Raw genomic sequence first — 24123 nt, forward strand, 5'->3', positions numbered from 1 at the left:
AAACGCACGGCAAAAATGCCACGCGTTGTGAGTCCCTCTTAAATGCTTTGTTAGCCGTTTATCTCACACTTGAATGATGAGACACGCTCTCTAACCTTTCTGCCAGCCAAATTTTAATGATTGATTGACGTGTTACACCAATACGACTCGCTTCTCTGTCCAAGGACTCAAGCATCCAGGCTGGAAAATCTACATTGACTCGTTTTTGCTTATGCATCGGTCTTTTTGCTTGCGATAGATCCAAGTCCATTACGATATCATCGTCGTCACTTTCAAACTTGGCATCAAATTCATGCGCTTTCATAAAGGCTTACCTCCGCTTTCCGTGAACGCCGAACCGAGATAATCCTGATATTCGTGCCTCGGTAGGTAATTACTCCTGACCAATGCTTACCGTTTAGTAAGCCGACAACCAAATATCTGGGCTCATCACTCGTGTTAGCAGGGATCTCGATAAGATCTGAATCATTCCACAACCCTTGAGCTGTATGAAAATCAATACCGTGCTTTTCGAGATTACTTCTGCTTTTGTTTTCATCAAATTCAAATTTAATCATGAGTAAAAACTACACCCTTTTTACTCATTAGGCAAACTTTGTTTATTGATGACGGCTAACGCCGCATTAAGGGGTGAACAACGCTACCACCCCACCTAAAGCATTGTGCCGTAAACACTTAAGTCGATTCAAACCAAAATTGCCAAGCGTTGTGAATCCCTCTTAAATGCTTTGTTAGCACTAAAATTCTTCGATTGTGCTGCGTTCTTCGACTTCTAGAATATCGAACTCTACTTCGCCATCATCCTCAAGGGTGAAAGTAACTGAAGATTCTTCTTCTCCCTCAAGATCCATGTCAGCACAACCATTGTAAACTGACCACTGATACTGGTAATCAAGCTGGTATTCATTACCACCGAGAAAAGTAACATCGAAGATATCAATTCCAGTGTGGTTTTCTGCACGAGAGTTAATATGTGACAAATCAGGTACAAGAGATGAGCCAAAAGATTCTTCATGCTCTATGAGGAAAGCTTTCAATTCTTGGCAAAGATGAGTGCCATGCTCAATTTCGCCAGACTTACTTTGGAAAATCATGTTTATACCTCGAAACTTAATATTTATGGTTAGTGCTAACGCCATGCTAAGGGGTGAGCAATGCACTGCAAAAGCGACCGCACACCAACTTAATCACAGAACTCACCGCATGCTAAAAATGCCACGCATTGCGAATCCCACTTAAGCAGTTTGTTAGCTTAAATTTCAGCACCTTAGATTTACCAAACCCGAGACTAACCCAGTTTGGAAAAACGACAAACCACCTGAGTTTTAAAACCCGAAATGACTCAAACTTTGTGGCCGTTCATTTGCTTTAAAAACCAGTAAATTTTGAAAACACGTTTTCGGGTTCATCCGGAAAATCGATACCTGAATGGCTTTTCTGATACCATATCGCCAAAAATAGCCAGTTAATGTCAACTTCACTTCTTTACCATCGCTTTGGAATACGCGGCCCTTTCCATTATTGCTCTACAGAGTTTGATGGTGACGCGACCATCTTTCACGTAGCACACAATCCTCATATTAAATGTCCATCATGTCGTAGTCGTGATGTCATAAAAAAAAGGAGGTAAGGTTCGCCGTTTCATCGCTACGCCAATCGGCACTAGCCCCTGTTACATCCAGATAGCAAACCAGCGGATTGAATGCCGAGCTTGTAATACACTCGGGTATTTGCCGCTTAACTTTGTTCCTCGTCCCAAAGTGCGTTACACAAAGGGCTTTGAACAGTATGTTCTCTCGCTGTCAGCATTGAACGTCACCATCAATGCCATTGCCAAGCTATGTGGTGTCTGTTGGGATACAGTGAAAGATATTCAGAAGCATTACCTGCAAAAGCGATACTCTCAACCTTGTCTTAAAAACGTCACTCACATTGGAATTGATGAGATTTACTGTGGCTCAAAAAGTGGCTTCATGACGGTTGTGATTGATATGAAGACAAGTGCCGTCATTTATACAGAGAAAGGAAAGAAGGCCGAAAGCCTTGACGGTTTTTGGAAACGGAAGCTGCGTTGTAAAAAGCCGATTGAAGCCGTCGCCACCGATATGGGACAGGCATACATCTCTTCGGTAAAACAGCACGCCCCGAAGGCGAAGTTGGTCATTGACCGTTTCCACGTGGTGAAGCGTTTTAATGAAAAGCTGACAGAGTTCAGGCGTGAACTACAAAATTCGATGAGTAACAAAAATGACGCTCAATACCTTAAGAATACTCGTTGGTTATTGGTAAGTAATCCCGATAGGTTAGATGAGCAAGGCCAAGCGAGATTGGAGCGAGCACTCGCAGCCAATCAGCCCTTAGCGGTGGTTTATTATTTAAAAGAGAAGTTAAGAATGCTGTGGTCGCAGCCATCAAAGATAGAGGGTGAGAGATGGCTAGAAAGCTGGATAGATGAAGCGAACCACTCAGGCATTGTGATGCTAGAGAAGTTTACTAAGACCCTGAGGAAGCATAAGGATGGGATATTGGCATTTTATGATGAAAGGATGAATAGTGGTCGAGTAGAGGGTGTGAACAACCGAATAAAGACGCTGAACAAAGTCGCCTATGGGTATCGTGATTGGGAATTTTTTGAGTTAAAAATCAAAGCCAGTCATGAGGCGAAGTATCGATTTTCCGGATGAACCGAATTTCCAGCGCCAAAGAATAAATGTCCGAAAAACAGCGCTCTAAGAAGCCAACTTGCCGACAAACACCGAACTGAAAAGCCGAGGGAACAAAGAAAAACCATAACCAACTGATTTTACGTGATTAAGCATAACGCCGCGTTAAGGGGCAGCCAACGCTACTACCAACTTTCCGCATAACACTGTAACCACAAAAACCAACGCATAATAAAAATGCCACGCGTTGGCTGTCCCTCTTGAACGCTTTGTTATAAGCAAATAACACATTGATTTAATTGATTTTCAACTGTTCTGCGCGATATAGAACCCATGCACTATTAAGAGCTTCAAAACCAATTTTCGGATAATAACCTTGTGCTTTCGGTGCTGACAGTAAAACCAATTTACAGCTTGGGCTCAGCTCTTCTTTGGTCACTAAGATCAGATATTTACCTATACCATTGGATTGAACACTTTCATCAACAGCTAAATCAGACAGATAGCAGCAATAATGGAAATCTGTCACTGAACGAGCAACACCGACAAGTTGATCGTTCAGCCATGCGGTCACAATTAAATTAGAGTTATCGAGCATACCCTGAATAGTTGACTCATTATCCAAAGGACGACGCTAACCCAATGAAGTTTTCTTCAGTAAACTCACGAATTGTTCAACTGAGATTGGATGGTTTACTTTGTACTCGATTTCCATTTTTCATCCTCTGGGGCTGAATTTGCTTATAACGCCCGCCTAAGGGGCTGACAACGCATTACCACTAAACTCAACCACAACAACTGCAACCACCGCGGCTCATTGGGACTGGAAACGCCACGCGTTGACAGTCCCTCTTGAGGCGTTTGTTATGCTTAAGCTTCAACACTTTACATTTGAACTAAACCAAGAATAACTCATTGAAATAATTAACCAAACCTCGAATTCTCTTGAGTTAGAACTGACTCAAACTTTACCTATAAACTGACCAATACAGGGTTTCATCCTGCAAATCAGCCAAAGTGGAAACCCTCTCCGACAAACCTACTCACCACGCATGAGCACAATAACTCAATGAGACAATCACGCTGAAACTTGAAGCGATAGACACATTGCTGTTTCATTAGGCAGCGAAAAACAATGCTCAATTGCCGACTAACTTTCAGCCTGCAAGTAAAGGCACCAAACTGCTCAAAGCAACTTGAAAGAGCAAAACTCAACTCGCGCAGACTCAAGAACCCAATGAGGCAATCACTCAGAATTTACAACGCCAGATACATTGCCGTTTCATTAGGCAGCGAAAAACAATATTGAATTGCCGACAAAACCTGAACAACATGCCTAAGGGATCGACAATCACAACCTGCTGATTTTTTATGGATTAAGCATAACGCCCGGTTAAGGAGCTGACAACGCAAAACACTGAACTCAAAATAACAACCGTAATCACAAAGGCCGATTTGAACATAAACCGCCACGCGTTGGCAGTCCCTCTTTAACCGTTTGTTATGCAAATTCAATAAGATAAACTGACTTTACTCGATCAAAAGCCACCATTGCAATGGTTGAGTGATTCAAGAATCAACCCAAGCCAGAGCCGTGATAAATATGCCGCCAAAACAAAGCCCACCTTTCAGCAACCAACCAAGCTTTTGAATCAGGAAAACTCAACGAGCGAAAACTTCAGCAAGTACAAAATGCTCGATAAACTTGCCCTTTCCACACTTTGCGCACGCTGAATTGACAACAAACCAGCACCAAAACTCATTGAGGCAAACAAAGAACCTTGCCTGTTTTACGGTTTGAGTTAACCACGAATTTTAGGGTAGCAATGCTCATTTGCCGACAACACAAAACCAATGGCCGGAGAAATCCAAAAGATTGCCCCCCTAAATTTACCTGAGTTGCATAACGCCGCGTTAAGGGGTGCAGGCACGCAATACACAAGTTACCGCACAATGCCGTAACCACCAAACCTAACGCAAACTGAAAATGCCACGCGTGCCAAATCCCACTTGAACGCTTTGTTATGCTTAAGCTTCAATGACTTACGTTTTGATAAAACCAAGATTAACTCGACCTTGATTCACAAGCAAAAGCCAAAACCTAAAAAACGGAAATGACTCATGATTTTGAAAATCAGACTTTTAAATTTGGCTGCTAAAACTTAAAAACCTAAGTTCAATTTGCTGATTGCGCCAACCGCCCTAACCTCACGCTTGCCCGAAAATTGATTGAGGCAACGCTCTGAATTTCCAGCGCCAAAGAATAAGTGTCCAGAAAACAGCGCCCACTGAAGCCAACTTGCCGACAAACTCAAAACTGAAAAGCCAAAGGAACAAAGAAGAACCATAACCCACTGATTTTTGGTGATTAAGCATAACGCCCGCTTAAGGGGCAGCCAACGCCACTACCAACTTGCCGCATAACATCGTAATCACAAAAGCCAACGCATGGTAAAAATGCCACGCGTTGGCTGTCCCTCCACGGCTTGCGCATGAGTTAAATAATTGTTAAGTCCCAAATAACACGTGCTCTCGAAACTCTGTATTTAACGCACATTTTAATTGCCGCCTTTTCAAAGTGCCTTTCATTTCTACTAACTTTATCAAGTTCATGCACATTTGACGTATGCGCGAAAGATTCTCTGCCGCATGCTGATAAGTAATGCGGCTATCATCTTCTCCCATCACACAATCCAGCCACCAATGCATACTCTCTACACCCCAGTGACCACGACACAATTCGCCAAAACTAACCGGCGTCAGTTCCTTCGATGAGATGAAATACCGAATACCAAGACTTCCCGATGATTCACTATTCGACTTCTGGTAAGTTACTGCTATACATAATGTTTTTAAACCTTTCCAATCAACAGCAAAATCACCAAATTCTTGGGTAAATGGGACCGTGATGTAGGTCCTTATCACCTTGCGACCACGTTTACCTGCCTCTTCTTGCTCTACTGCGTGAGACGAATATTCTGCCAATTTCTCAAAAGAAAAATGAGATTGAAAAGAGCATGTAAACGAGGTTGGTTATCCTTAACGGACATTAAATAGTCACCGCCTCTAAGAACAATATCTTCCGCTATGGCTCTTTGACATCCCATGGCATCTAGGCTGATAACTCGGTCTTCAACTTGGATTAATTTCAATATCTGGGGAATTAACGTGATCTCATTCGATTTTTCATCCGTTTTCAACTGCCCTAGCACAAGGCCAGTATCTACAGAATACGCGTTCACCATATGAGTTAAGCATTTGTTTTTACTATAATCATACGTACCTTTTAATGACTTGCCATCTATGGCAACATGATGGGTCACTAAGGATTTTTCTCGCCGAATATCATTACACCATCGAACGAAACACAATGAAAACTCATCTGGATCAATCAAACCCACTATTCGCGCCAAGGTATCGTGACTAGGCACACCAGAAGAGTAGTCACTAAACTTACGAAACCAGGTTAAATTTTCCTCACCAAAGCCTTCGATTTCATCCCAAGTCTTCATTCCGCACAGCATCGCTGTCACCACCTGGAACATCACTTCGAAGAAATTATAGGTCGATTTTCTTGCCTGACGAGTATCACTCAATATGCTAAAATGCTCTTTAAATTCGCTGTAATCCATATTCGTCTTATCCTGCTTTATTTTTAACAGTATAAGATCACGTCAAGATCGCTAATTCAATCTATTTCTAAAAATTTTATCCCGAAATTCGATAAAAAGGTGCGTCAATAACATGCGCGAACCCTGGCTGTCCCTCTTGAAGCGTTTGTTATGTACGTGCGCTTTGTTCCAGCGAAACAAACAACGGCTTTACAAACTTTGCTTCTTCTTGATAACGATTTCTCGTATCCCAAAGATCAACTGCATGTTGAATGTTAAGCCAAAATTCTGGGGTGTTACCTAATGCCGCGGCTAACTTGATTGCTACCGGAGCTGTTAACACACCACCATTAATTAAATTACTCACCGTATTTCTGTGTACGCCCATCGCTTCAGCGAGCGCTTTTGATGTGATGCCCATTGGTTCAAGAAATTCAACTTTTAACATTTCCCCAACGCTAACTGGACGACGTTTTGTCTTACGCATAGTCGTTACCTCAATACTTATGTGGGTCTAAGTAAGTATTTAGTGCAACACCATCAACCCACTGAAAAATCAAACGATACTGTTTGTTCACTCGAATTGAACACCAACCTTTAAGATTTCCTTCAAGATGTTCAAAACGATTACCCGGTGGAATTCTTAAGTCTGATTCAGCTTGAGCTGCATCTAAGATTTCCAGCTTCCGAAATAGAGCGTTCTCTATGCTACTAGGAATTAAACGATGTCGTTTATCATCCTCGTAAAACTGCTCTAACCACTTATCTTTAAATTCTAATGCCATTGCAACTTGCACTGTCTCATTGTGCATCCATAAACAAAGACTAACGCATAATGACACTGTGCACAAGTTTGATTTGTAGGAAGGATTTCAGAAAAGTACATAACGCCGCGTTAAGGGGTGAATGCCGCTTAAATCAACTTTCAGCACACCACTTTCACCCCCCCAAAATCACCGCATACCAAAAATGCCACGCGGCATGAATCCCTCTTGAACGCCTTGTTATACCAATTTTGGGCCAATCATAAGCAACCTAACTTATAAGCCAAACCCAACTTTAGGGAGTTTACGAACTGAGCGAACACCCCATTGTGATAAATCTGGCTTAGGTTGGCCCGTGAAGTCACCAAGGCAGATATACCCTCTAGACAGATAACGATAAAGGAAATCACCACCCTCTAAAGAGCCTCTTCTATCATCACCAAATGGTAATTTTATGCGATCTACTCGTAAATCTGACGCGGCTTTGAAAGCTGGATAAACGCTGGAATTCACCGAATATGAGCTTAGATCGTTTAGAAGTGCTTTATCAGACATTTGTGATGTTGTACGACTAAAGATCATGATTAGACGTTTCTGCTGTTCTGATGAAACGATGATCATTTCCATTTTGGTTTTCCTTTGAAATAAGGAAGTATATAGAAACCAAGCTTCTCTCGATAGTCTCTTGAGTTGGAGCTGATTACGATGAATTGGTATAACGCCGCGTTAAGGGGTGCAGGCACGCAATACAAAAGCTACCGCACAATGCCGTAACCACCAAACGCAACGCAAACTGAAAATGCCGCGCGTGCCAAATCCCACTTGAACGCTTTGTTATGCTTAAGCTTCAATGACTTACGTTTTAATAAAACCAAGATTAACTAGACCTTGATTCACAAACAAAAGCCAAAACCTAAAAAACGGAAATGACTCATGATTTTGAAAATCAGACATTGAACTTTGGCCGCTAATACTCAAAAACCTAAGATCAAATTGCTGATTGAGCCAACCGCCATAACCTCGTGCTTGCCCGAAAATTGACTGAGGCAACTCTCAGAATTTTTAGCGCCCAAGAATGGATGTCCATAAAACAGCGCCCACTGAAGTCAATTTGCCGACGAGCACGAAACTTACAAGCCGAGGGAACAAAGAAAAAACATAAATCACTGATTTTTGGTGATTAAGCATAACGCCCTGCTAAGGGGTGAGCAATGCACTGCGAAAGCTACCGCACACCAACTTAATCACAAAACTCACCGCATGCTGAAAATGCCACGCATTGCGAATCCCTCTTAAGCAGTTTGTTAGTTTTTCTGCCGCCTAAGCTCAAACTCTTCAAATCGATGACCAAGAGAGTATATGTAAATCAATAAAGCTTCGGTCAAATCGAGGCAGTCTTTAGCATCCTCTTTACTGACATTGGCAGTGATTGCGTGAGCAGCATCATTGCCCAAGGCACGAATGCCATGCGCCCAAGAGAGCAAGCGTGCATCAATGTGCCCTGCCTTGTGAAGACTTTCTAGTCTATCGTAAAAATTATGTCCTTTCGCTGAGTACAGTTTACACATGATTTCTAGTGCTCGACGACACATTAATGCACAAGGTTCATATAATGATGCTGAAAAACACTTCGTTGCTTGCTCGTAAGCGAGGTTGATCTCGTTAGGTAAGTTCACCAACTCAGTAGATTTAAGTACCGGGTATAACAGTTCTTCTTCTACCACTTCTTCAAACTCTGCAGGGATTCCCATTAATTTTTTTCTTATGAAAAACGGATGGTCACACTTTTTACACAATGAAACTAGGTAGTAATCAGAATGGTAAATAGAATCAACTTCATCTAGTGGGTTTTTCGCTTCACTCTGAAATCGACCTACCCCCTGTAGCACTACATCACTTACAACCATCATATTGCAGTCAGGACAAAATACATCTATGAACTCTTTACTCAAACTTTAGCTCCGATTCCTATTAAAAAACTAACGCTGCGTTAAGGGGTGAATGCCGCACAAACCGACCTTCCGCAGACTACTTTCACCACCAAAACCAACCGCATACCAAAAATGCCACGCGGCATGAATCCCGTTCAAACGCCTTGTTATGCTTAAGCTTCAATAACTTACGTTTTACCTAAACCAAGATTAACGCGACTTTGATTTACAAACAAAAGCCAAAACGCAGAAAACTGAAATGACTCATAGTTTTGAAAATCACACTTTGAAATTTGGCTGATAAAACTCAAAAACCTAAGTTCAAATTGCTGATTGAGCCAACCGGCCTAACCTCTCGCTTACCCGAAAATTGACTGAGGCAACTCCCTGAATTTTCAGCGCCAAAGAATAAGTGTCCGAAAAACAGCACCCAATGAAGCTAACTTGCCGACTAACTCGAAACCAATCAGAAGAGGAAACAAAGAAAAACACTAAACCACTGATTTTACGTGATTAAGCATAACGCCCTGCTAAGGGGTGAGCAATGCACTGCGAAAGCTACCGCACGCCGCCTTAATCACAAAACCCACCGCATGCTGAAAATGCCACGCATTGCGAATCCCGCTTAAGCAGTTTGTTATGCCGCTAGCTGAAGCGTGAGGCGAGCTTCTTATAAACAGCGTCTTTATCTCGTTTACCAACAGCGAGCACATAAACGACAACTTCATTGTCGATGACTTCATAAGCCAAACGATAACCTGCTGTACGAAGTTTGATTTTGTAAACAGAATCATAACCTCGCAACTTTGATGATGGGACGTGGGGGTTTTCTAGCCTTTCTTTGAGTTTCTTTTTAAATTGACTCTGAATAGTTGGCGCTAGCTTACTCCACTCCTTTTGGGCTGCAGGCAAAAACTTTAACTTATAAGTCATCAATATTGATTTCCACAGCTTGCGACAAATCACCACGACGGCTATCTACTATTTGGGAAAGCTCATAATCATCAAGCATATCCATTAGATACTCGTAAGTTTCAGCCGGTACAAGGTAAGCTGCAGGTTTGTTGTGGTTAAGGATCGCAATAGCTGAACCATCAGCCTCGTTCAAAAGAGCAGTTGGATTTTTCTTTAACTCTGAAATACTAGCAGAGCAATTTGCTAATACCTGTCTCATAACTTCACCATATAAGCATTAAAATCAGACCTAATTTTAGACCTTAATTTAAGTAATTGCCAGAGGTTTACGAAAGCGGCATAACGCCCGCCTAAGGGGCTGGCAACGCATAACACCAAACTCAACCACAACAACCGTAACCACCGCGACTCATTGGGACTGGAAACGCCACGCGTTGACAGTCCCTCTTGAGAATCTCCAAACACGACTCACTAGGTCTCAACAACTCTCATACAATAACTTAACTAATTGATTTAAAATAGAATAACACTCTTTCATAATCATTATTTCTCACTGCATCTCACAGCTCTAGTACCCCCTTGCGTACCCCTAAATCGATTGATAAGTTCAGGGGACATACACAAGAAAAGGAGGGTAACAGCATGGCTGCTATCTATAAATTATCAGACACACAAATTAAAAAAGCAGAACCAAATGATAAAGAATACACACTATCGGATGGAGGAAACCTCTACTTAAGAGTACGTAATAATGGCTCAAAGAACTGGTTATTTATCTACACAGACTCTAGCACAAAAAAACGTAAGAAAATCGGGCTTGGTTCATACCCTAGCCTAGCACTCGCCAAAGTCCGAAAAATAGCAGAAAAGCTTCGTGAACAAATGGCAAATAACATTGACCCGAAAATCTATCGTGATAAGCAAAAACTTGACGGTGCCATTGTCAGTGAGCTTACCTTTGAGTCGGTTGCCGAGCTTATGCTTGAACGAGACGAAGGAAAAGAGACGACTACTCGCAAAAAGTTACTCGAAGAAGCTCAAAAGGAAGCAGAAATTAATGGTACAGATTTTGGTGAAGAAGAAATCAAGCGCATTATGAATAAGGTAAGAACAAGTCATCGAAAGCGCTTGTTCTTGAAGCGTCATTTATATCCAAAGCTAGGCCACATACCGCTGAGCTTTATTACCACAACCGCCGTAATTGAAGTCATCAAACCACTTCAAGCAAAAGGACAACTAGAAAACGTAAAACGCGCTTGTACTTTTGTTAATCAGGTCATGTATTTTGCTCTTAATAGAAACTACATCAAGAGTAACTGCTTAGCATATATCAAACATGAGTTTGTTAAACCAAAAGTAACGCATATGCCTGCTGTCCCTCCTGATGAGTTAGCAGAGGTAATGGCTACCATATCAAACCACAATATGAAACTGGTCACTCGATGCGCATTTGAAATGCAGCTGCACACGATGACACGTGCGTTTGAACTCGCCGCGATGCGATGGTGTGACATTGACTTTAAGTTGAAGCTTTGGACGGTGCCTAAGTTTTACACTAAAGGTGCTCGTGAACATCTCGTTCCTCTGAACGAGTACACGCTTGGCTTATTGGCATTTATGAGGCCCATTTCGGGGGACCAGGCGTATGTATTCCCATCTGATAAACAGAACACTAAGTTTCCACACATTAGCCCATATGCAGTGAATTCATCATTAAATCTCACCACGTTAAAAGGACGCTTAGTCAGCCATGGGTTCCGAGGCATCGCAAGCACCTACCTCAACGAGAACACTAACTTCAAAGTGGATGCCATCGAAATGTGTCTTGCCCATTTAGATGCGAATACGACTCGTGCCTCATACAACAGTGCGTTGTATCTCAATGAGCGGTATGAGATTCATCAGTGCTGGAGTGATTATATCGTCGAATCGACAGGTAAATACTATTCAATTGCGGGGCAGTACCGCACCGAGTGTAGACGGGGCGCGTAATACCCCGCCTCTACCTGAAGTATTACTGCTAAACCTAAACAGCTTAGCTCCAATTAACTCACCGTCACTTATGACACCCTCAACCAGTTTAGGGTGCAGCTTTCTGCACCCTAAATTCAGCTAGAAAGGATAGTTTTAATGCCACATTCACACTCACATCAAGCTCACTTAAGCCAATTTGAGGTAAAACCCATCAGCGAACACCCACGCTTTGGTGAAATGCAAGCACTGCGCAGTCTGCGTCGAAAAGGCCGCCCAACCGTCACTCATCAAACTGAAAACATCGGAATAAAGCAACACCGTCAGCTTAGCACCCATCATATCTCCACCAATCAGCATGGCATTTATCAAGTCAAAATCACACCGCCATTATCATTAAGAATCTCAGGCCACACTAGGTCTCATTATTTTGTGGCGCTAAAAACAGATGAACTACAACATGCAATAAGCAGAGCGAAAGCAGTGCGCTTGCAAGCTAAGTGCTTTTTCCAAAACACCCCCCATGCCCTTCCCGACTCTCTGTCATTGGGTCAGCAATTATTAGTGCAAATCCACTTAGTGGCTAAACATTTTTCTGTGGTTGCTTACAAACACAAACCGTCACCGGACGATTTCCCAACCTTGCCCTCTTTAGATTTGTGCAACGCAGAAGAGGACATTCGTTTTCCATACTTCAACTGGTTAAATGAATTGATGGAAGAACGCGAGCATTCAGGAATGCCTCGATTCAGACTCAATCAGATTGCGGATTACCTTCATCAGTTTTTACGCTTCGTTGACGACAACCACTCCAGCAGCAATGAAAGGTTATACATACAGACGCGAGACATTCGTCAATATCGTGAGTCACTCCGCCAATCGAACATATGCTACAAAGAGCAAAAACAGCGTATTGACGCCATTCGTTTTTACTTCCGCTGGCTGACCTCTCGAGGCTATGACACTACTCCAAGACTGACAAGTCCTCTTTTCTCTTAATTAGGAGTTTAACTATGATGATGACTAACCCTATACGCCTCAGCGTCATTTCTGCACTCGATGAAGGCCTAGCTTACTCCCATTCAGACTACTTTGCGCCGCTTCTGATGCAAGGTATCAGTGCCGTGGACATCGGTCTAATTGAACTGGTCACCACGATTCTGCGCAGTGAACCTTATCTCAATGAAACCGACCTGCTCGAGCGTGGTGTGAGCCAAAAACAAATCCAACGGACGTTGGGTGGTTTTGACAACTTCAAGCAACTGTTGAAGATTGATGATTATTGTTTTAGCGATTTACTACGAGATAACAATTGGGATATTAGCCACGGTATTACGCTGTCGTACTTCCAATATCAGAAGTTTTATCAAGATATCCGACGAGATTACATTCAAGGACATATTGCTGACATGCATCCCAACCTATCAGTATTACTCAATGATGATTACCCTATTCACTCCGTTCCTATCACCCGAAGCCATTATGCCACCGTTCCTGCTACGGACGCTGAAGCAGCGGCGGTGAGTTTTGCTTTGCTGTTCCGAGACTACGAATTCATTGAGTATGACGAATCGAAATCGCTCCTGACCTTACAAGCGCATCGCCGCGATAAAGCTGCAGTCATTGAAGTGCGTTGCCTGGCTTCGCAATTTTGTCAAAACACGGCAGCAGGGATTTGTGTGGTGGATGATGCACAAGCCATGACTAAGCTCAGAAATCAGAGAAAAATTCTTGATTTTAAAACCCTGATTGAGAGAAACACACGTAACACCACAATACCAACTTAAGTGCCTTGAACGCCTCAAACAACTTATTCGAATTAGAGATACAGCTTTCTTGTAAGAAAGCTGTTTAACTCTCTTTTGGACAAAAGCGTGTTAGAAATTTCCGCCTAACACGCTGTCATCAGATTAGATAAATTAGCTTGAGGTGAGGTCATAGCCGTTTACTCAAAAAGCTAGTCCGAAACTTCGAAAACAGTATGCCAGCAAGTTTTATCTGCAACCTACTAACCAAGGAGCGCTTTATCAAGAGCATCCAAAGCTGAAACTATGGTTTCAACAGTCCCGTATTCAAATTCATCTCTGTCGGCTTCTTCGTGAGTCCCCTTATTCAAATAAAGCCAATGAGGGTCTTGTCCGCTGACACCTAGCAGAGTTTCGAATGCACTTACAATTTCTACTTTATTCGGGATATCCGCTTTAGAGCGATTAATTTTAGCCTTCAAATTTTCAGCAAGAGCCCTTAAATCATGTGGTAAATGTGGAGCCCTCTTTGAAACACTAATCAGCCCATCGCTTTTATCACAGTGTCTGCTGTAATGCCCCCATGCTTTCTCGCTTAAATGCTCTAAAGCACGTCGAGAGGAAGCCAGAGCATTGCGATATTCTGCACTTTCCAAGTGAGTAGTTGCGGCAAGCACATAATTAGGTGGGCAAGTGAAAGATGCTACCTGGATGTGTGATTCCCCACTTTGCGGCAAGAACTTGTATGTTGCCGACTCTCTTGCCGCTTCCTTTCCAATATCTTGATGAATGTTTTTGAGGAATTCCTCACCATGACAGGCCAAAATGATCTGTTTTTCCTTGAAAAAATCATCCTTATACAGCGTTTCTCGAATAGCTTTACGGTGCTCGTCATCAATAGCGTTAACTGGATCATCAAAGATGAGAAGTGGACTATCTGTTTTCAGGTTTTTAGCCAGCAGAATTGATAGACCGATACAACGAATATGTCCTTCACTCAACACGTGCAGCGCATCGAAGAACTTTGCTGGTTCAGACTGATAAGAAATTTCAATGCGCTCTCCAGAAGCCAACGGCAGCTTTATTGCTGCTAATTGATCTTTAGGTGCATCATAACGGTTAAAGGCATTGTATAACTGCGTAACAAGCTCGCCTAAATCAGCAACAAGCTTACTGGGTAGCTTCTCTTTATATTCAAAGAGCATATCGACGAATTGTTTGTAGCTGCCTGCTATTTGTTTATTTGCTGCTACAACTGCTTTCTCTGCTTCAGCTTCCGTAATTAGTTCTTTATTTTTTTCATCAAAAGCATCAATCGCTTGCTGTGCTTTTTTTATAGCATCATCATAAGTGGTGCGCTGGGTCTGTAATTTTGTTGCTTGCTCTTTAAGCTCACGAAGTTTCTTTAGCTTTTCCTGTCTAGGTTTTCGTTCTTCGTTAGCTTGTTTAACTTCAACATCACGTTGCTCAAGTTGCTTAACTTGCTCAACTAACAATGCCCATGGCGTTGCCTGATCTACCTCTTGGTTTAGGCTTTGCCACCAAGTCCAACCTATTGTGGTACTATCGTCGACAGTGTGAGGAATAAGAGGATTTTCACCTTCTTTATTATATTTTACACAAGTAGAAACTATGGTATGAACCGACTGAATTGCTTTAGAAAACTCAGTTTTGGCCTGAGTTTGCTCCGTTTCTAATTTCGCTAAATGACCAAGCTTTTCTAATTCGGTTGTAGCTAATACAAATGGATTCTGTGTGACCTGATCTAAAGGCGTTTTACAAGCTGGACACTGATCTTCACTCGTACCTTGCAAGTCAAGCACGGCACCATATAGCTGCTTGAATGATAGACCTTCACTTGCTTTCACGAGTTCATCTGATACTTCGTTCAAGCTTTGATGTGTTGCTTCAACCTTCGCTTTACTCTCCTCCAATTTTTTAACAGAGAGGTCAGTAATGTCTGGTTGTTTCTTCTGCAACTCTGCATCTAAGACCTGAATTTCACCTGGTTTTTCCTCGCTACCCAAAGTCACAAGCATTTGCTGAAAACTAATTTCAGGGGCAAGTTTTTTTGCCAGATCTAGTTCATTAACAGTGGCTACTTTTAGATGTTCTTGGTTGTCTACAATTGTTTGATGATGAACAGCAAGTTGCTGTCGTTTTTCTTTTAGCTGGAGCCCTTTTTTCCCGACCAAATCAATATGACGTTCATCCAGTTCACGGCTAAAATTTTTGACAAAGCTGTTAAAACTTTCCAGACCGAACAGACTTGAAATCAACTCTGTTTGTTTAGCTGGTGCTTGCGCTGCAATGCGAGAAAAGCTATCAATGCGGTTCTTTTCTACAAAACAGAAGCGATATAGAGACTCGTTTGGTGAAACAACAACAGTTTCACCTTTACTATTCACTCCTTCGATGACGGGAGCGGCATAGCGATTAACATGAGCATTTTTTAGATATTGTGCGGAAGTAAGACGTTTGCTCTGAGCTTCTTCGACAGCACCCAGCAAACCAAACTCTAGCGCCTCGCAAAAACTTGACTTACCAGCACCATTCGGGCCATAAATCAACACAAGAAGATTATAGAGGTTTAATGTCTCTTCTTTAGCAAATCCACGGAAGGGACCAACGCTAATTGACTTAAGCAGCTTAATGATATTTTCGCTGCTGCCATCCTCAGTAGCAGCTTCCGCTACCACATCAGATAGTTTATCCCAATTGCCAGAAGTTAAATCTACAACCTTCTTTGCACGACGGCTTTGTGCTGTGCCTAAAGGCTCCAACGTATCTAAATGGTCAAGAACGAGGTTTCCGATTTTTCGTATTCCTATCGCTGAATCATCACCAGTTAACGTTTGCATAAATCGTATCAATTCATTCTTAATCAATGTTACTGCCCTTATTTTTTTAACGTTTACAACTTGTTCATGAGCATTGAAAGCTACCGTTCCTCTCAAAATGGCATGGATACGTTGCTAGAGTTACAAACCTTTGCTGAAACGAGACTCAATACATCATAAATATCTAAAATACAGAGTAATAACTTACCATGAAGTAGTCAGAGTAAAACTTGAGTTAGGTCGCGAGTATATGCAAACACTTAACTATTACAATGGCTTGAGACAATGTCGTTTCATGATAAAACACGTTGCGCCTATATGATTAGCTTTACTAGACGAAACTGGTATCTTTTCACGCCCATTAGCGGTATCCCTAACTAACAATGGGGCGTGCGACGTGAAGTCGTATGAAGCGCTGTTCACCGCTTGATGTGTGAACCATCTGTATCACCAGATGAACCTAGGAGCCTGAATAAAGTAGCGGCTCTGACAATGTAACGAAGGTTGGTATTTGCCAATCGGGATCTAAATCGTGAGAGGACGATCCTCCTGATAACCACAAGTCGGGTGAGTGCTAGGTAGTCAGCATGATGAACATAAGTGAATCCGCTCAAGGTGCGTTATGTGATGAAGCAGCGGAAGTGGTTAACACGCTGTAGCCAAAAGGCGTGAGAGTCGGAAAGAGATTGCCCCATGCTCTTTCGTGATCGTTGAACTCTCCGCACCATAGCGGGCATCTAAACTGACATTGCGCGACATACGGAACATGGTAAGCCTGTATCGCTCCCTCTGGGAAAGCCTCTGTGGCCGATAGTGATGCAGGTAGAGGATGTCGGAAAAAGCGAAGGCTGCATTGTAACGATGCAGATACAGATCCCTATCTGGCACGAAAGTGAGCTGACTTCCGACAGGTCTTCCGTTGCAAGAGAATTTGAAGAACTTTATTCAAGGAGATAAGCAAATGATGATTTCAAAAGAGATTAGTGCCTCTCCTGACAGTGCTCAATGGCAATCCATCAATTGGAAAGTCGTAGAATCCCATGTATTAAAGCTTCAGATGCGTATTGCAAAGGCAACACGAGAAGGTAAACACGGCAAAGCGAAAGCATTGCAATGGATACTTACTCACTCGCGTTCAGCAAAGCTTCTTGCTGTTAAGCGGGTATCACAAAATAAAGGCAGTAAAACGCCTGGAATTGACGGCGTTATCTGGAATACAGATACGCGCCGCATGAAAGCTGTCAATCAATTGAGCAGAAGAGCTTATCAAGCCAAACCGCTTAAGCGTATCTACATCCCCAAGAAAAACGGCAAGCTCAGACCACTTGGTATCCCCTGCATGATCGACAGAGCGCAACAAGCGCTCCACCTTCTTGCACTAGAACCAATATCTGAAACTATCGCCGATCCTAATAGCTACGGCTTCCGACCTAATCGAAGCACTGCTGATGCAATTGCACAGTGTTTTATCTGTTTAAGTCAAAAGAAATCCGCGCAATGGGTGCTTGAGGGAGATATTAAAGCCTGTTTCGATAAAATTGGTCATCAATGGCTTATCGAAAACATACCAGCGGACAAACGGTGCGTATTTCGGTGATTGCGATCGCTCGTTTCCGCTGTTTTTCAAGCAAGTTGTCGTCTTTTTTACAATTTAGTAACGTGAATGATTAGGCTGCACACTTTTCAGGGTTCAAGTACACCTCATCGATATAACTCCAGTCTCTCGTTTGCCGACTCCATCTGCCTGGATGAGTCAATTGAGCACGTCGGTAGACTTGCATACGCTGTCGGAGAATTTCATTATCCTCCCCGCAATGCCTCTGCTGAGGTGTTACATACTTTATGCCACTGTGTTTATGCTCATTGTTATACCAATCAACAAAATTACCAACCCAACACCGAGCGTCTTCAATGGAAGAAAACCCATCCATTGGCCATGAAGGACAATACTTTATTGTTTTGAACAACGACTCAGAGTATGGGTTGTCATTGCTTACTCTTGGCCTAGAGTAAGAGCTTGCAATCCCAAGGTCATACATCTTTGCAAGCATGGTGTAACTTCTCATAGGAGCACCGTTGTCAGAGTGCAAAGTAATGTTGCCTTGCACACACTTTTCCCGCCATGTTGTTCTTTGGAGTAACTCCGCTGCATATTCGCCTAGCTCCTGATCATACACTTCTGCACCTACTACTTTTCTACTGAAGATATCCATTATCAAATAGAGGTAATAGTGCTTCCCTCGTATTTTCGATGGCAGATAACTGATATCCCAGCTCCATACCTGATTTGGTTTGCAGGCTTTTTGAACCTTTGGTCGAGAAGGACTTGTGCCAGCTTTGTTACGAGTTCGCTTACCTAGCTGGTTGTTTGCTTTTAATACACGATAAAATGTGGACTCTGAGGCAATGTAAATGCCTTCATCAGCCAACATTGGAACGATGATATTCGGAGGTAAATCGGCATACTCTGGTGTATTGCAGATATCTAATATCTGCTGCCTTTCGGCTTCTGATAGCTTATTATGAGGCTCGTGCTGCCGAGGATGCTGACGCATATCACTTGTGATTTCGGCAGAGTTCCGTGTCCAACGCTGGAACGTTCGTATTGATAACCCAACGGTGGAACAAGCCTTTGTCTTTGTTGCCCCTTTACGTACAGCTTCATCAACAAGTGTGACTATTTTAAGCCGCTCTGAGATAGGAATAAGTCTTCCTCGTTGATTTCCCAGAGGGCATTGAACTTTTCCCGCAAAACCAGTAGCGCAGCCGTTTCAGCAAGTGCTTTATCTTTACGTGCCAACTCCTTCTCCAACGCTTTTACCTTTCTGCGTTCATCACGTAGTAGCTTATTTTCTTTGTGTGACATTGAAGCCGATGTTGTACTCTGCGCCTTGATAGACAGTGCTCGCCAGGTTTTAACGTCATCGACAAATAACCCTTTAGACCTACAGTATTCAGCTAACTCGCGTTCAGACATTGTTGCAGTTTCAATCACTATGAAAAATCTCTGCTCCGCTGAATAATCAGTAGTAGCATTTTCTAAGGGCAGCTCTGTAGACAATAGGCCGCTTTCAACAAGTTCATTTCTCCACTTAGATACCACGGATGGACTCACATCTAATTCTTTAGCAATTCTTCGATGAGACCAATTATATGGTGGTAACAGCCAAGTTTGGCCTTTCGTTTTCACATCAATTGGAACTGGATTGGCTGGCATAGTTATCTCCTTAAAAATCTAGGCGACAACTATGCTGACACAGGGGGGAAATGACTGATCGGAATGCTCCGAAATATGCAAAACGGATGCTGGAACAATGGCTGAAATCTGGCTTTATAGATAAAAGGTTGTTCTACCATACCGACGAGGGGACACCGCAGGGTGGGATTATATCTCCCACTCTGATGTTGATGACACTTGCAGGTCTAGAACAGCGCATAAAATCTACCGCCCTCAAAAAGGGTGCGAGAGCCAACTTTATTGGATACGCCGATGATTTCGTCGTCACCTGTGCCTCAAAGGAAGTGCTGGAGAACGATATCAAACCGTTGATTGCTGAGTTCTTAGCGGAAAGAGGCTTAACACTCTCCGAAGAAAAAACGCACATTACCCACATCAGCCGTGGTTTTGACTTTCTAGGCTTTAATCATAGGAAGTACAATGGAAAACTGCTCATTAAACCGAGCAAATCCAACACTCTAATGCTCTTGAGTAACTTGCGTGAACTCATCAAGAAGCACGCAACCATCCCCGTTAACGATCTAATCAAGTTGATAAATCCGAAACTCAGGGGCTGGTCGAATTACTATCGACACTGCGTTGCTAAACAGATATTCGGATATGTAGGTCACAAACTATTCCATGCGTTATGGCACTGGGCTAAAAGGCGTCATCCGACTAAGTCTAGAACTTGGATCGCCCTTAAATACTTCATCAACCGTCAAGGTCAATGGCAATTTCACGGTTGGCAGAAGATCATGGATATGGATTGTCAGTTCAATCTGTATCAAATAGCTAAGGTGCCGATTGAGAGACATGTGAAAATCAGGAGTGCTGCAACGCCTTTTGATCCTCAATACCAAGAATACTTGGCTAAGAGAAAATCAAAGAAGCAATGCCGTAACTCTTGGCATGAGTCTGCTCTCGCCGCTTTATAAGTTGCTGGGTGCCAATCGGTGCCTTCGTGAAGGCTTGAGCCTAGTGCGGTGAAAGTTGCACGCTGGGTTCTTAGAGGGGCGACACTTGGTAACAGGTGTCGTCTACTCGACAAATTCGTGTTACCAATGGCGTCAGCCGTGACCCTGCTCGCATGACCAAAAGTATGGAAAGACTCTATATACGTGGCCAGTTTTAGTGAATCACTACAAGATGTCTGGAATAGCTTAACAAGAATAGAGCTAACTGGCTTAAGGTTTTAGCTTGGGTTTATCTTGGTCGGGTCATAGGGGTCGGTGTGTCTTGATTCTAAAAGCCGATCAGATTTCAGCGTGGTTTGATAGGTATCTACTGAAGAAAGACAAAGAGTAGACGTGATTGTGAAGCTCTAATATTGGTCGTTAACATGACAAAAGCGAGTAGCCAAATGAAATGGACCTCGCTTTTTTAATCAATTACCTCGTTCGATTCGAGATAAAAATTACCCAGAAAACTCTTCAGAATCGGGACGATTGATAAACTGCACACCATCTAAGAAGTCGCACAGCAGTTGGTCTTCACACTGTTTGTAGTTTTTGTTGTTTGGCTTGCGGAAATACGCACCAATTTCGTATTTACTTAAACTAATACCAACCACTTCTAATACGTCCAACACATCTTCTGCTTTCATGTCTAGCGCAATGCGCAGCTTCATGAGAATCATGTTGTTGGTCAACGCGACTTCTGGCTTAGGTTGCTCGCCGTCTTTTTTTCCTCGCTTGAGGTTAATAAAGCCATTTAAGAATACCGCTAACTCTTGATCCTTCATCTTAACGCAAGATTTGTCGCTTTCATCTTTTAACCAGTTTGCCACTTTATCGTGAGCCACAGTGACTTCGGCCTGCCCGAAAGCTTTCATTATCTGTGCGTTTTTAAGGTTTAACGCGTGTTGGATACGACGTAAAATTTCGTTGTTAGTCACTAGGGATTCCTAAAATGAGTTCTAAGGGTGAATAAAAATCCATCAATCACATGCGATCTGTGGGTGTCTTTTTTCAATAGCGTAGTTGACGGTGACTCTAACAGAGAACACGTTTCTTCGGTAGGTTAAAAAATGGAAATCAGACGGCCTAGTTGGCTAAGTTGGAGAAGTGGACCCCAACGGTTGGACACATAAGCTAATTTCTTAAGTGGTTGACCCAGCTCATGCTGCGTATCTTTGCCGACCGAAGTAGGCCTCATCAGGAGTGAGGTTATTGAGTCCTTGATGGTTACGCTCTTCATTATAAAACACCATGTAGTTGCCGATTTCAAGCTCGGCTTCACGGGGCGTGGTATAAGCTTTTAAGTAAACCTCCTCATATTTCAGGCTTCGCCATAATCGCTCAATGAAAACATTGTCAACCCAACGGCCTTTCCCATCCATGCTTATACGTACGTTATGCTCAATTAACTTCTGTGTGAACTCTGTGCTGGTAAACTGGCTGCCTTGATCTGAGTTAAAGATATCAGGTGGCCCATAATGCTTCAGCGCTTCCTCAAGCGCTTCGATACAAAAACTCGTGTCCATGGTGTTGGATAGTCGCCAAGCCAGCACTTTGCGGCTATACCAGTCGATAATCGCAACGAGGTACAGGAACCCCTTCGCCATCGGGATGTACGTGATATCAATCGCCCAAGCTTGGTTTGGGTAAGTGACTTCGATATCACGCAACAGGTAGGGATACACCTTGTGTGCTTTGTTCGCCAGCGTCGTTTTGGGCTTGGGGTAAATCGCCCCAATCCCCATATCGCGCATGAGTCGAACAACACGCTTACGATTAACGCTATGACCCTTCTTAGCCAGCTCAGTTCGAATGCGCCGACTGCCCATAAACGGATACTGAAGATGAATTTCGTCAATCATACGGCGCAACGCAATCTCCTCAGCAGAGAGTCCTATGGGTTGATAGTAAGCGGTAGAGCGAGCAATATTGAGCAGCTCACACTGGCGCTTTATCGGCAATGGGGTGGATTTAACCAGCGAACTCTTTCGCTGGGCTCGGTCTAACGACCGAGCACTTTGGCCAAAAAATCATTTTCCATGGTCAATTGACCGATCTTGGCGTGAAGTTTGTCCACTTCTTCGGAATTCTCTTTTCCTGTGTGATTTTCGGTGGCAAAAATCATGGCTGCGTTTTCAAGCAGCTCCTTTTTCCATGTCGAGATTTGGTTAGCGTGCAGGTTGTATTTCTGAGCTAACTCAGCGACGGTTTTATCGCCTTTAGCGGCATCGAGAGCCACCTTAGCTTTAAACTCAGGAGAGTGGTTTCTACGTTTTCTAGTCATAATCTGTCCCTGTATTGTTGGGTACTATCAAAACAGATCGACCACTTAAAGTCATGTCCGAAAATCGGGGGCCACTTCTCTGCAACATGGACCCACAACTTGGCGATTTTCGTGGTTGCTACTTCATCAATACGTCAGCGGAATATGGTGATCATACACATCCTATTTCTGTGATGTGCAAAAAGCACAAAGATGAAGTACGCCGCATCATAGAAAAGCATTTGCCTGAGCCAAATGAAACCCTACTGACCCTACTTTGTCTGCTCAAAGAAGGTGCGATCACGTCGGCTTTTGTCAATCATGATAGCAATGCCGCCATGAAGGCTCTAATGATTTTGAAACAGACGTCGTTTACAAGAGATAATGACCGATGAACAATCCAGCAATAAGACAATCACTGAGAGAGATGATGCTTTTGGCCTGGGAGGTCGAAGCTCGGGATCCCTATACCTCAGGCCATCTTTGGCGAGTGTCAAAATTTGCCCATCTCACGGCGACAGCGCTCAATTGGTCTACTCTGGAGATAGCAAAAGCTACCCTTGGTGCTTTCTTGCATGATGTTGGAAAGCTGCACACTCCTCTCGAAATTCTGAACAAACCTGGGCCACTGACGGATAGCGAGTATCAGGTTATTCAACACCATCCTGTACAGGGTTACGAACTCATTAAGGAGAATCCCTTTTCACATTTCGTAGCTGACGCCATTTTGTACCATCACGAACGTGCCGATGGTCAGGGCTACCCTAAAGGGCTAGACAGCAACGCTGTCTCAAAACACGTCAAACTGATTTCTCTTTGTGATGCGTTTGATGCGATGACCAGCCAACGCCCCTATCGCGCTCCAATGATTAAAGAGAGAGCATTAGACATTCTTCAAGCACATTTGGGGACACAATTTGATATAGAAGTGGGTTCGGCTTTCATCGACTTAGGAAGAAACGGTAAATTCGATCACATTATATTGCACTCAGACGAGGGGATCCCGTTGCAACATTGTCCAATGTGCGGACCGACCATTGAAGTAACGCGACATCAGAACAAAGGCGATCTCACTCGGTGCCGAGTGTGCGGCACTCAATATACTGTAAGCGATGCCAAAGTTTCTCTAGACAGCAAGGAGAAGAACAAGCATATGGTTGATCACTTCATCGACGTTACCATCGACCACTTGCCGTGACCAAACTAGGCGGGTCGCGTATTGCCTGGCCCTTTGCTCTAATTAG

General features: G+C 43.1%; 23 protein-coding genes and 4 pseudogenes. 8 read left to right on the forward strand and 19 right to left on the reverse strand.

Annotation, left to right across the window (positions count from 1 at the left end):
* Positions 1-58: 58 nt before the first annotated feature.
* From brnA to I3X05_RS07910, 3 genes are all read right to left on the reverse strand, one after another.
* Positions 59-304: a type II toxin-antitoxin system BrnA family antitoxin gene (gene brnA, locus I3X05_RS07900; protein WP_000643598.1), complete on the reverse strand. Its 246-nt coding sequence runs from the start codon at positions 302-304 to the stop codon at positions 59-61.
* On the reverse strand, positions 291-557 hold the full coding sequence (locus I3X05_RS07905; RefSeq protein WP_000589156.1) for a BrnT family toxin: 267 nt from the start codon (positions 555-557) through the stop codon (positions 291-293). Before I3X05_RS07905 ends, brnA begins: the two co-directional genes overlap by 14 nt.
* A 180-nt stretch (positions 558-737) precedes the next feature.
* A complete protein-coding gene (locus I3X05_RS07910) occupies positions 738-1094 on the reverse strand; it encodes a hypothetical protein (protein WP_045570554.1) in 357 nt (118 codons plus the stop codon).
* Positions 1095-1682: 588 nt separating this feature from the next.
* On the opposite strand from I3X05_RS07910, the gene I3X05_RS07915 reads away from it, so the two are divergent.
* Positions 1683-2684: an ISL3 family transposase gene (locus tag I3X05_RS07915; RefSeq protein WP_337971166.1), complete on the forward strand. Its 1002-nt coding sequence runs from the start codon at positions 1683-1685 to the stop codon at positions 2682-2684.
* Here I3X05_RS07915 and I3X05_RS23725 read toward each other — a convergent pair.
* From I3X05_RS23725 to I3X05_RS07980, 12 genes and pseudogenes are all read right to left on the reverse strand, one after another.
* Positions 2637-2819, reverse strand: a pseudogene (locus I3X05_RS23725) (hypothetical protein). The gene I3X05_RS07915 and the pseudogene I3X05_RS23725 overlap by 48 nt on opposite strands.
* A gap of 139 nt (positions 2820-2958) precedes the next feature.
* A pseudogene (locus tag I3X05_RS07920) lies at positions 2959-3378 on the reverse strand (GNAT family N-acetyltransferase).
* A 293-nt stretch (positions 3379-3671) separates the two neighbouring features.
* On the reverse strand, positions 3672-3878 hold the full coding sequence (locus tag I3X05_RS07925; protein ID WP_346017193.1) for a DUF3709 domain-containing protein: 207 nt from the start codon (positions 3876-3878) through the stop codon (positions 3672-3674).
* A gap of 35 nt (positions 3879-3913) precedes the next feature.
* Positions 3914-3997, reverse strand: a complete 84-nt coding sequence (locus I3X05_RS23730; protein WP_226980388.1) for a DUF3709 domain-containing protein — start codon at positions 3995-3997, stop codon at positions 3914-3916.
* A 1174-nt stretch (positions 3998-5171) separates the two neighbouring features.
* Positions 5172-5648, reverse strand: coding sequence for an ISAs1 family transposase (locus I3X05_RS07935; RefSeq protein WP_337971136.1), 477 nt, complete (start codon positions 5646-5648; stop codon positions 5172-5174).
* Positions 5621-6295, reverse strand: a complete 675-nt coding sequence (locus tag I3X05_RS07940) for an ISAs1 family transposase (protein ID WP_337971137.1) — start codon at positions 6293-6295, stop codon at positions 5621-5623. The genes I3X05_RS07935 and I3X05_RS07940 overlap by 28 nt, the downstream gene beginning before the upstream one ends.
* Positions 6296-6443: 148 nt before the next feature.
* Positions 6444-6761 carry a HigA family addiction module antitoxin gene (locus I3X05_RS07945; RefSeq protein WP_001232701.1) on the reverse strand — a complete coding sequence of 106 codons (318 nt, stop codon included), beginning with the start codon at positions 6759-6761 and terminating at the stop codon, positions 6444-6446.
* A gap of 10 nt (positions 6762-6771) precedes the next feature.
* Entirely contained in the window at positions 6772-7059 is a 288-nt protein-coding gene (locus tag I3X05_RS07950; RefSeq protein WP_001162670.1) for a type II toxin-antitoxin system RelE/ParE family toxin, read from the reverse strand.
* A 255-nt stretch (positions 7060-7314) separates the two neighbouring features.
* Entirely contained in the window at positions 7315-7665 is a 351-nt protein-coding gene (locus I3X05_RS07960; RefSeq protein ID WP_011150389.1) for a hypothetical protein, read from the reverse strand.
* A gap of 677 nt (positions 7666-8342) precedes the next feature.
* Positions 8343-8990, reverse strand: coding sequence for a DUF4145 domain-containing protein (locus I3X05_RS07965; RefSeq protein ID WP_226978190.1), 648 nt, complete (start codon positions 8988-8990; stop codon positions 8343-8345).
* 624 nt (positions 8991-9614) lie between these two features.
* Entirely contained in the window at positions 9615-9902 is a 288-nt protein-coding gene (locus I3X05_RS07975; protein ID WP_010320326.1) for a type II toxin-antitoxin system RelE family toxin, read from the reverse strand.
* Entirely contained in the window at positions 9892-10143 is a 252-nt protein-coding gene (locus I3X05_RS07980; protein ID WP_001250181.1) for a type II toxin-antitoxin system Phd/YefM family antitoxin, read from the reverse strand. Before I3X05_RS07980 ends, I3X05_RS07975 begins: the two co-directional genes overlap by 11 nt.
* A gap of 383 nt (positions 10144-10526) precedes the next feature.
* Between I3X05_RS07980 and I3X05_RS07985 the strand changes: the two genes are divergently transcribed.
* The 3 genes from I3X05_RS07985 (at position 10527) to I3X05_RS07995 (ending at position 13642) form a co-directional block, all read left to right on the forward strand.
* On the forward strand, positions 10527-11876 hold the full coding sequence (locus I3X05_RS07985; protein ID WP_337971138.1) for a tyrosine-type recombinase/integrase: 1350 nt from the start codon (positions 10527-10529) through the stop codon (positions 11874-11876).
* A 138-nt stretch (positions 11877-12014) separates the two neighbouring features.
* Complete coding sequence (locus I3X05_RS07990) at positions 12015-12854, forward strand: hypothetical protein (RefSeq protein WP_337971139.1); 840 nt, start codon at positions 12015-12017, stop codon at positions 12852-12854.
* A gap of 14 nt (positions 12855-12868) precedes the next feature.
* A complete protein-coding gene (locus I3X05_RS07995) occupies positions 12869-13642 on the forward strand; it encodes a hypothetical protein (protein ID WP_193188161.1) in 774 nt (257 codons plus the stop codon).
* A gap of 221 nt (positions 13643-13863) precedes the next feature.
* Here the strand turns inward: I3X05_RS07995 and I3X05_RS08000 are convergent, their stop codons facing one another.
* Positions 13864-16461, reverse strand: a complete 2598-nt coding sequence (locus I3X05_RS08000; RefSeq protein ID WP_337971167.1) for an AAA family ATPase — start codon at positions 16459-16461, stop codon at positions 13864-13866.
* A 940-nt stretch (positions 16462-17401) separates the two neighbouring features.
* Here I3X05_RS08000 and I3X05_RS08005 point away from each other — a divergent pair.
* Positions 17402-18022 (forward strand): annotated as a pseudogene (locus I3X05_RS08005) (reverse transcriptase N-terminal domain-containing protein); the annotation flags it as partial.
* 85 nt (positions 18023-18107) lie between these two features.
* Here I3X05_RS08005 and I3X05_RS08010 read toward each other — a convergent pair.
* Positions 18108-19657, reverse strand: a protein-coding gene (locus tag I3X05_RS08010; protein WP_413470581.1) for an IS3 family transposase whose coding sequence is annotated in 2 segments (ribosomal slippage) — positions 18108-19189 and positions 19189-19657 — 1551 coding nt in all. Because the reading frame shifts where the segments join, the coding sequence is not laid out codon by codon here.
* Between the two features lie 80 nt (positions 19658-19737).
* Between I3X05_RS08010 and I3X05_RS08015 the strand changes: the two are divergent.
* Positions 19738-20595 (forward strand): annotated as a pseudogene (locus I3X05_RS08015) (group II intron maturase-specific domain-containing protein); the annotation flags it as partial.
* Positions 20596-21074: 479 nt separating this feature from the next.
* Here the strand turns inward: I3X05_RS08015 and I3X05_RS08020 are convergent.
* Both I3X05_RS08020 and I3X05_RS08025 read right to left on the reverse strand, forming a co-directional pair.
* Positions 21075-21554, reverse strand: coding sequence for a DUF1456 family protein (locus I3X05_RS08020; RefSeq protein WP_029834991.1), 480 nt, complete (start codon positions 21552-21554; stop codon positions 21075-21077).
* Between the two features lie 222 nt (positions 21555-21776).
* A protein-coding gene (locus I3X05_RS08025) for an IS3-like element ISVpa4 family transposase (RefSeq protein ID WP_139784410.1) occupies positions 21777-22900 on the reverse strand; the annotation gives its coding sequence in 2 pieces (ribosomal slippage) (positions 21777-22648 and positions 22648-22900; 1125 coding nt in all).
* A gap of 86 nt (positions 22901-22986) precedes the next feature.
* Here I3X05_RS08025 and I3X05_RS08030 point away from each other — a divergent pair.
* The gene (locus I3X05_RS08030; protein WP_337971140.1) at positions 22987-23274 is read left to right on the forward strand and encodes a hypothetical protein; all 288 of its coding nucleotides are present in this window, start codon (positions 22987-22989) and stop codon (positions 23272-23274) included.
* Positions 23271-24077 carry an HD-GYP domain-containing protein gene (locus I3X05_RS08035; RefSeq protein ID WP_337971141.1) on the forward strand — a complete coding sequence of 269 codons (807 nt, stop codon included), beginning with the start codon at positions 23271-23273 and terminating at the stop codon, positions 24075-24077. The genes I3X05_RS08030 and I3X05_RS08035 overlap by 4 nt, the downstream gene beginning before the upstream one ends.
* The last annotated feature ends 46 nt before the right edge of the window (positions 24078-24123 follow it).

Source organism: Vibrio navarrensis (assembly GCF_015767675.1).
Classification (GTDB): domain Bacteria; phylum Pseudomonadota; class Gammaproteobacteria; order Enterobacterales; family Vibrionaceae; genus Vibrio.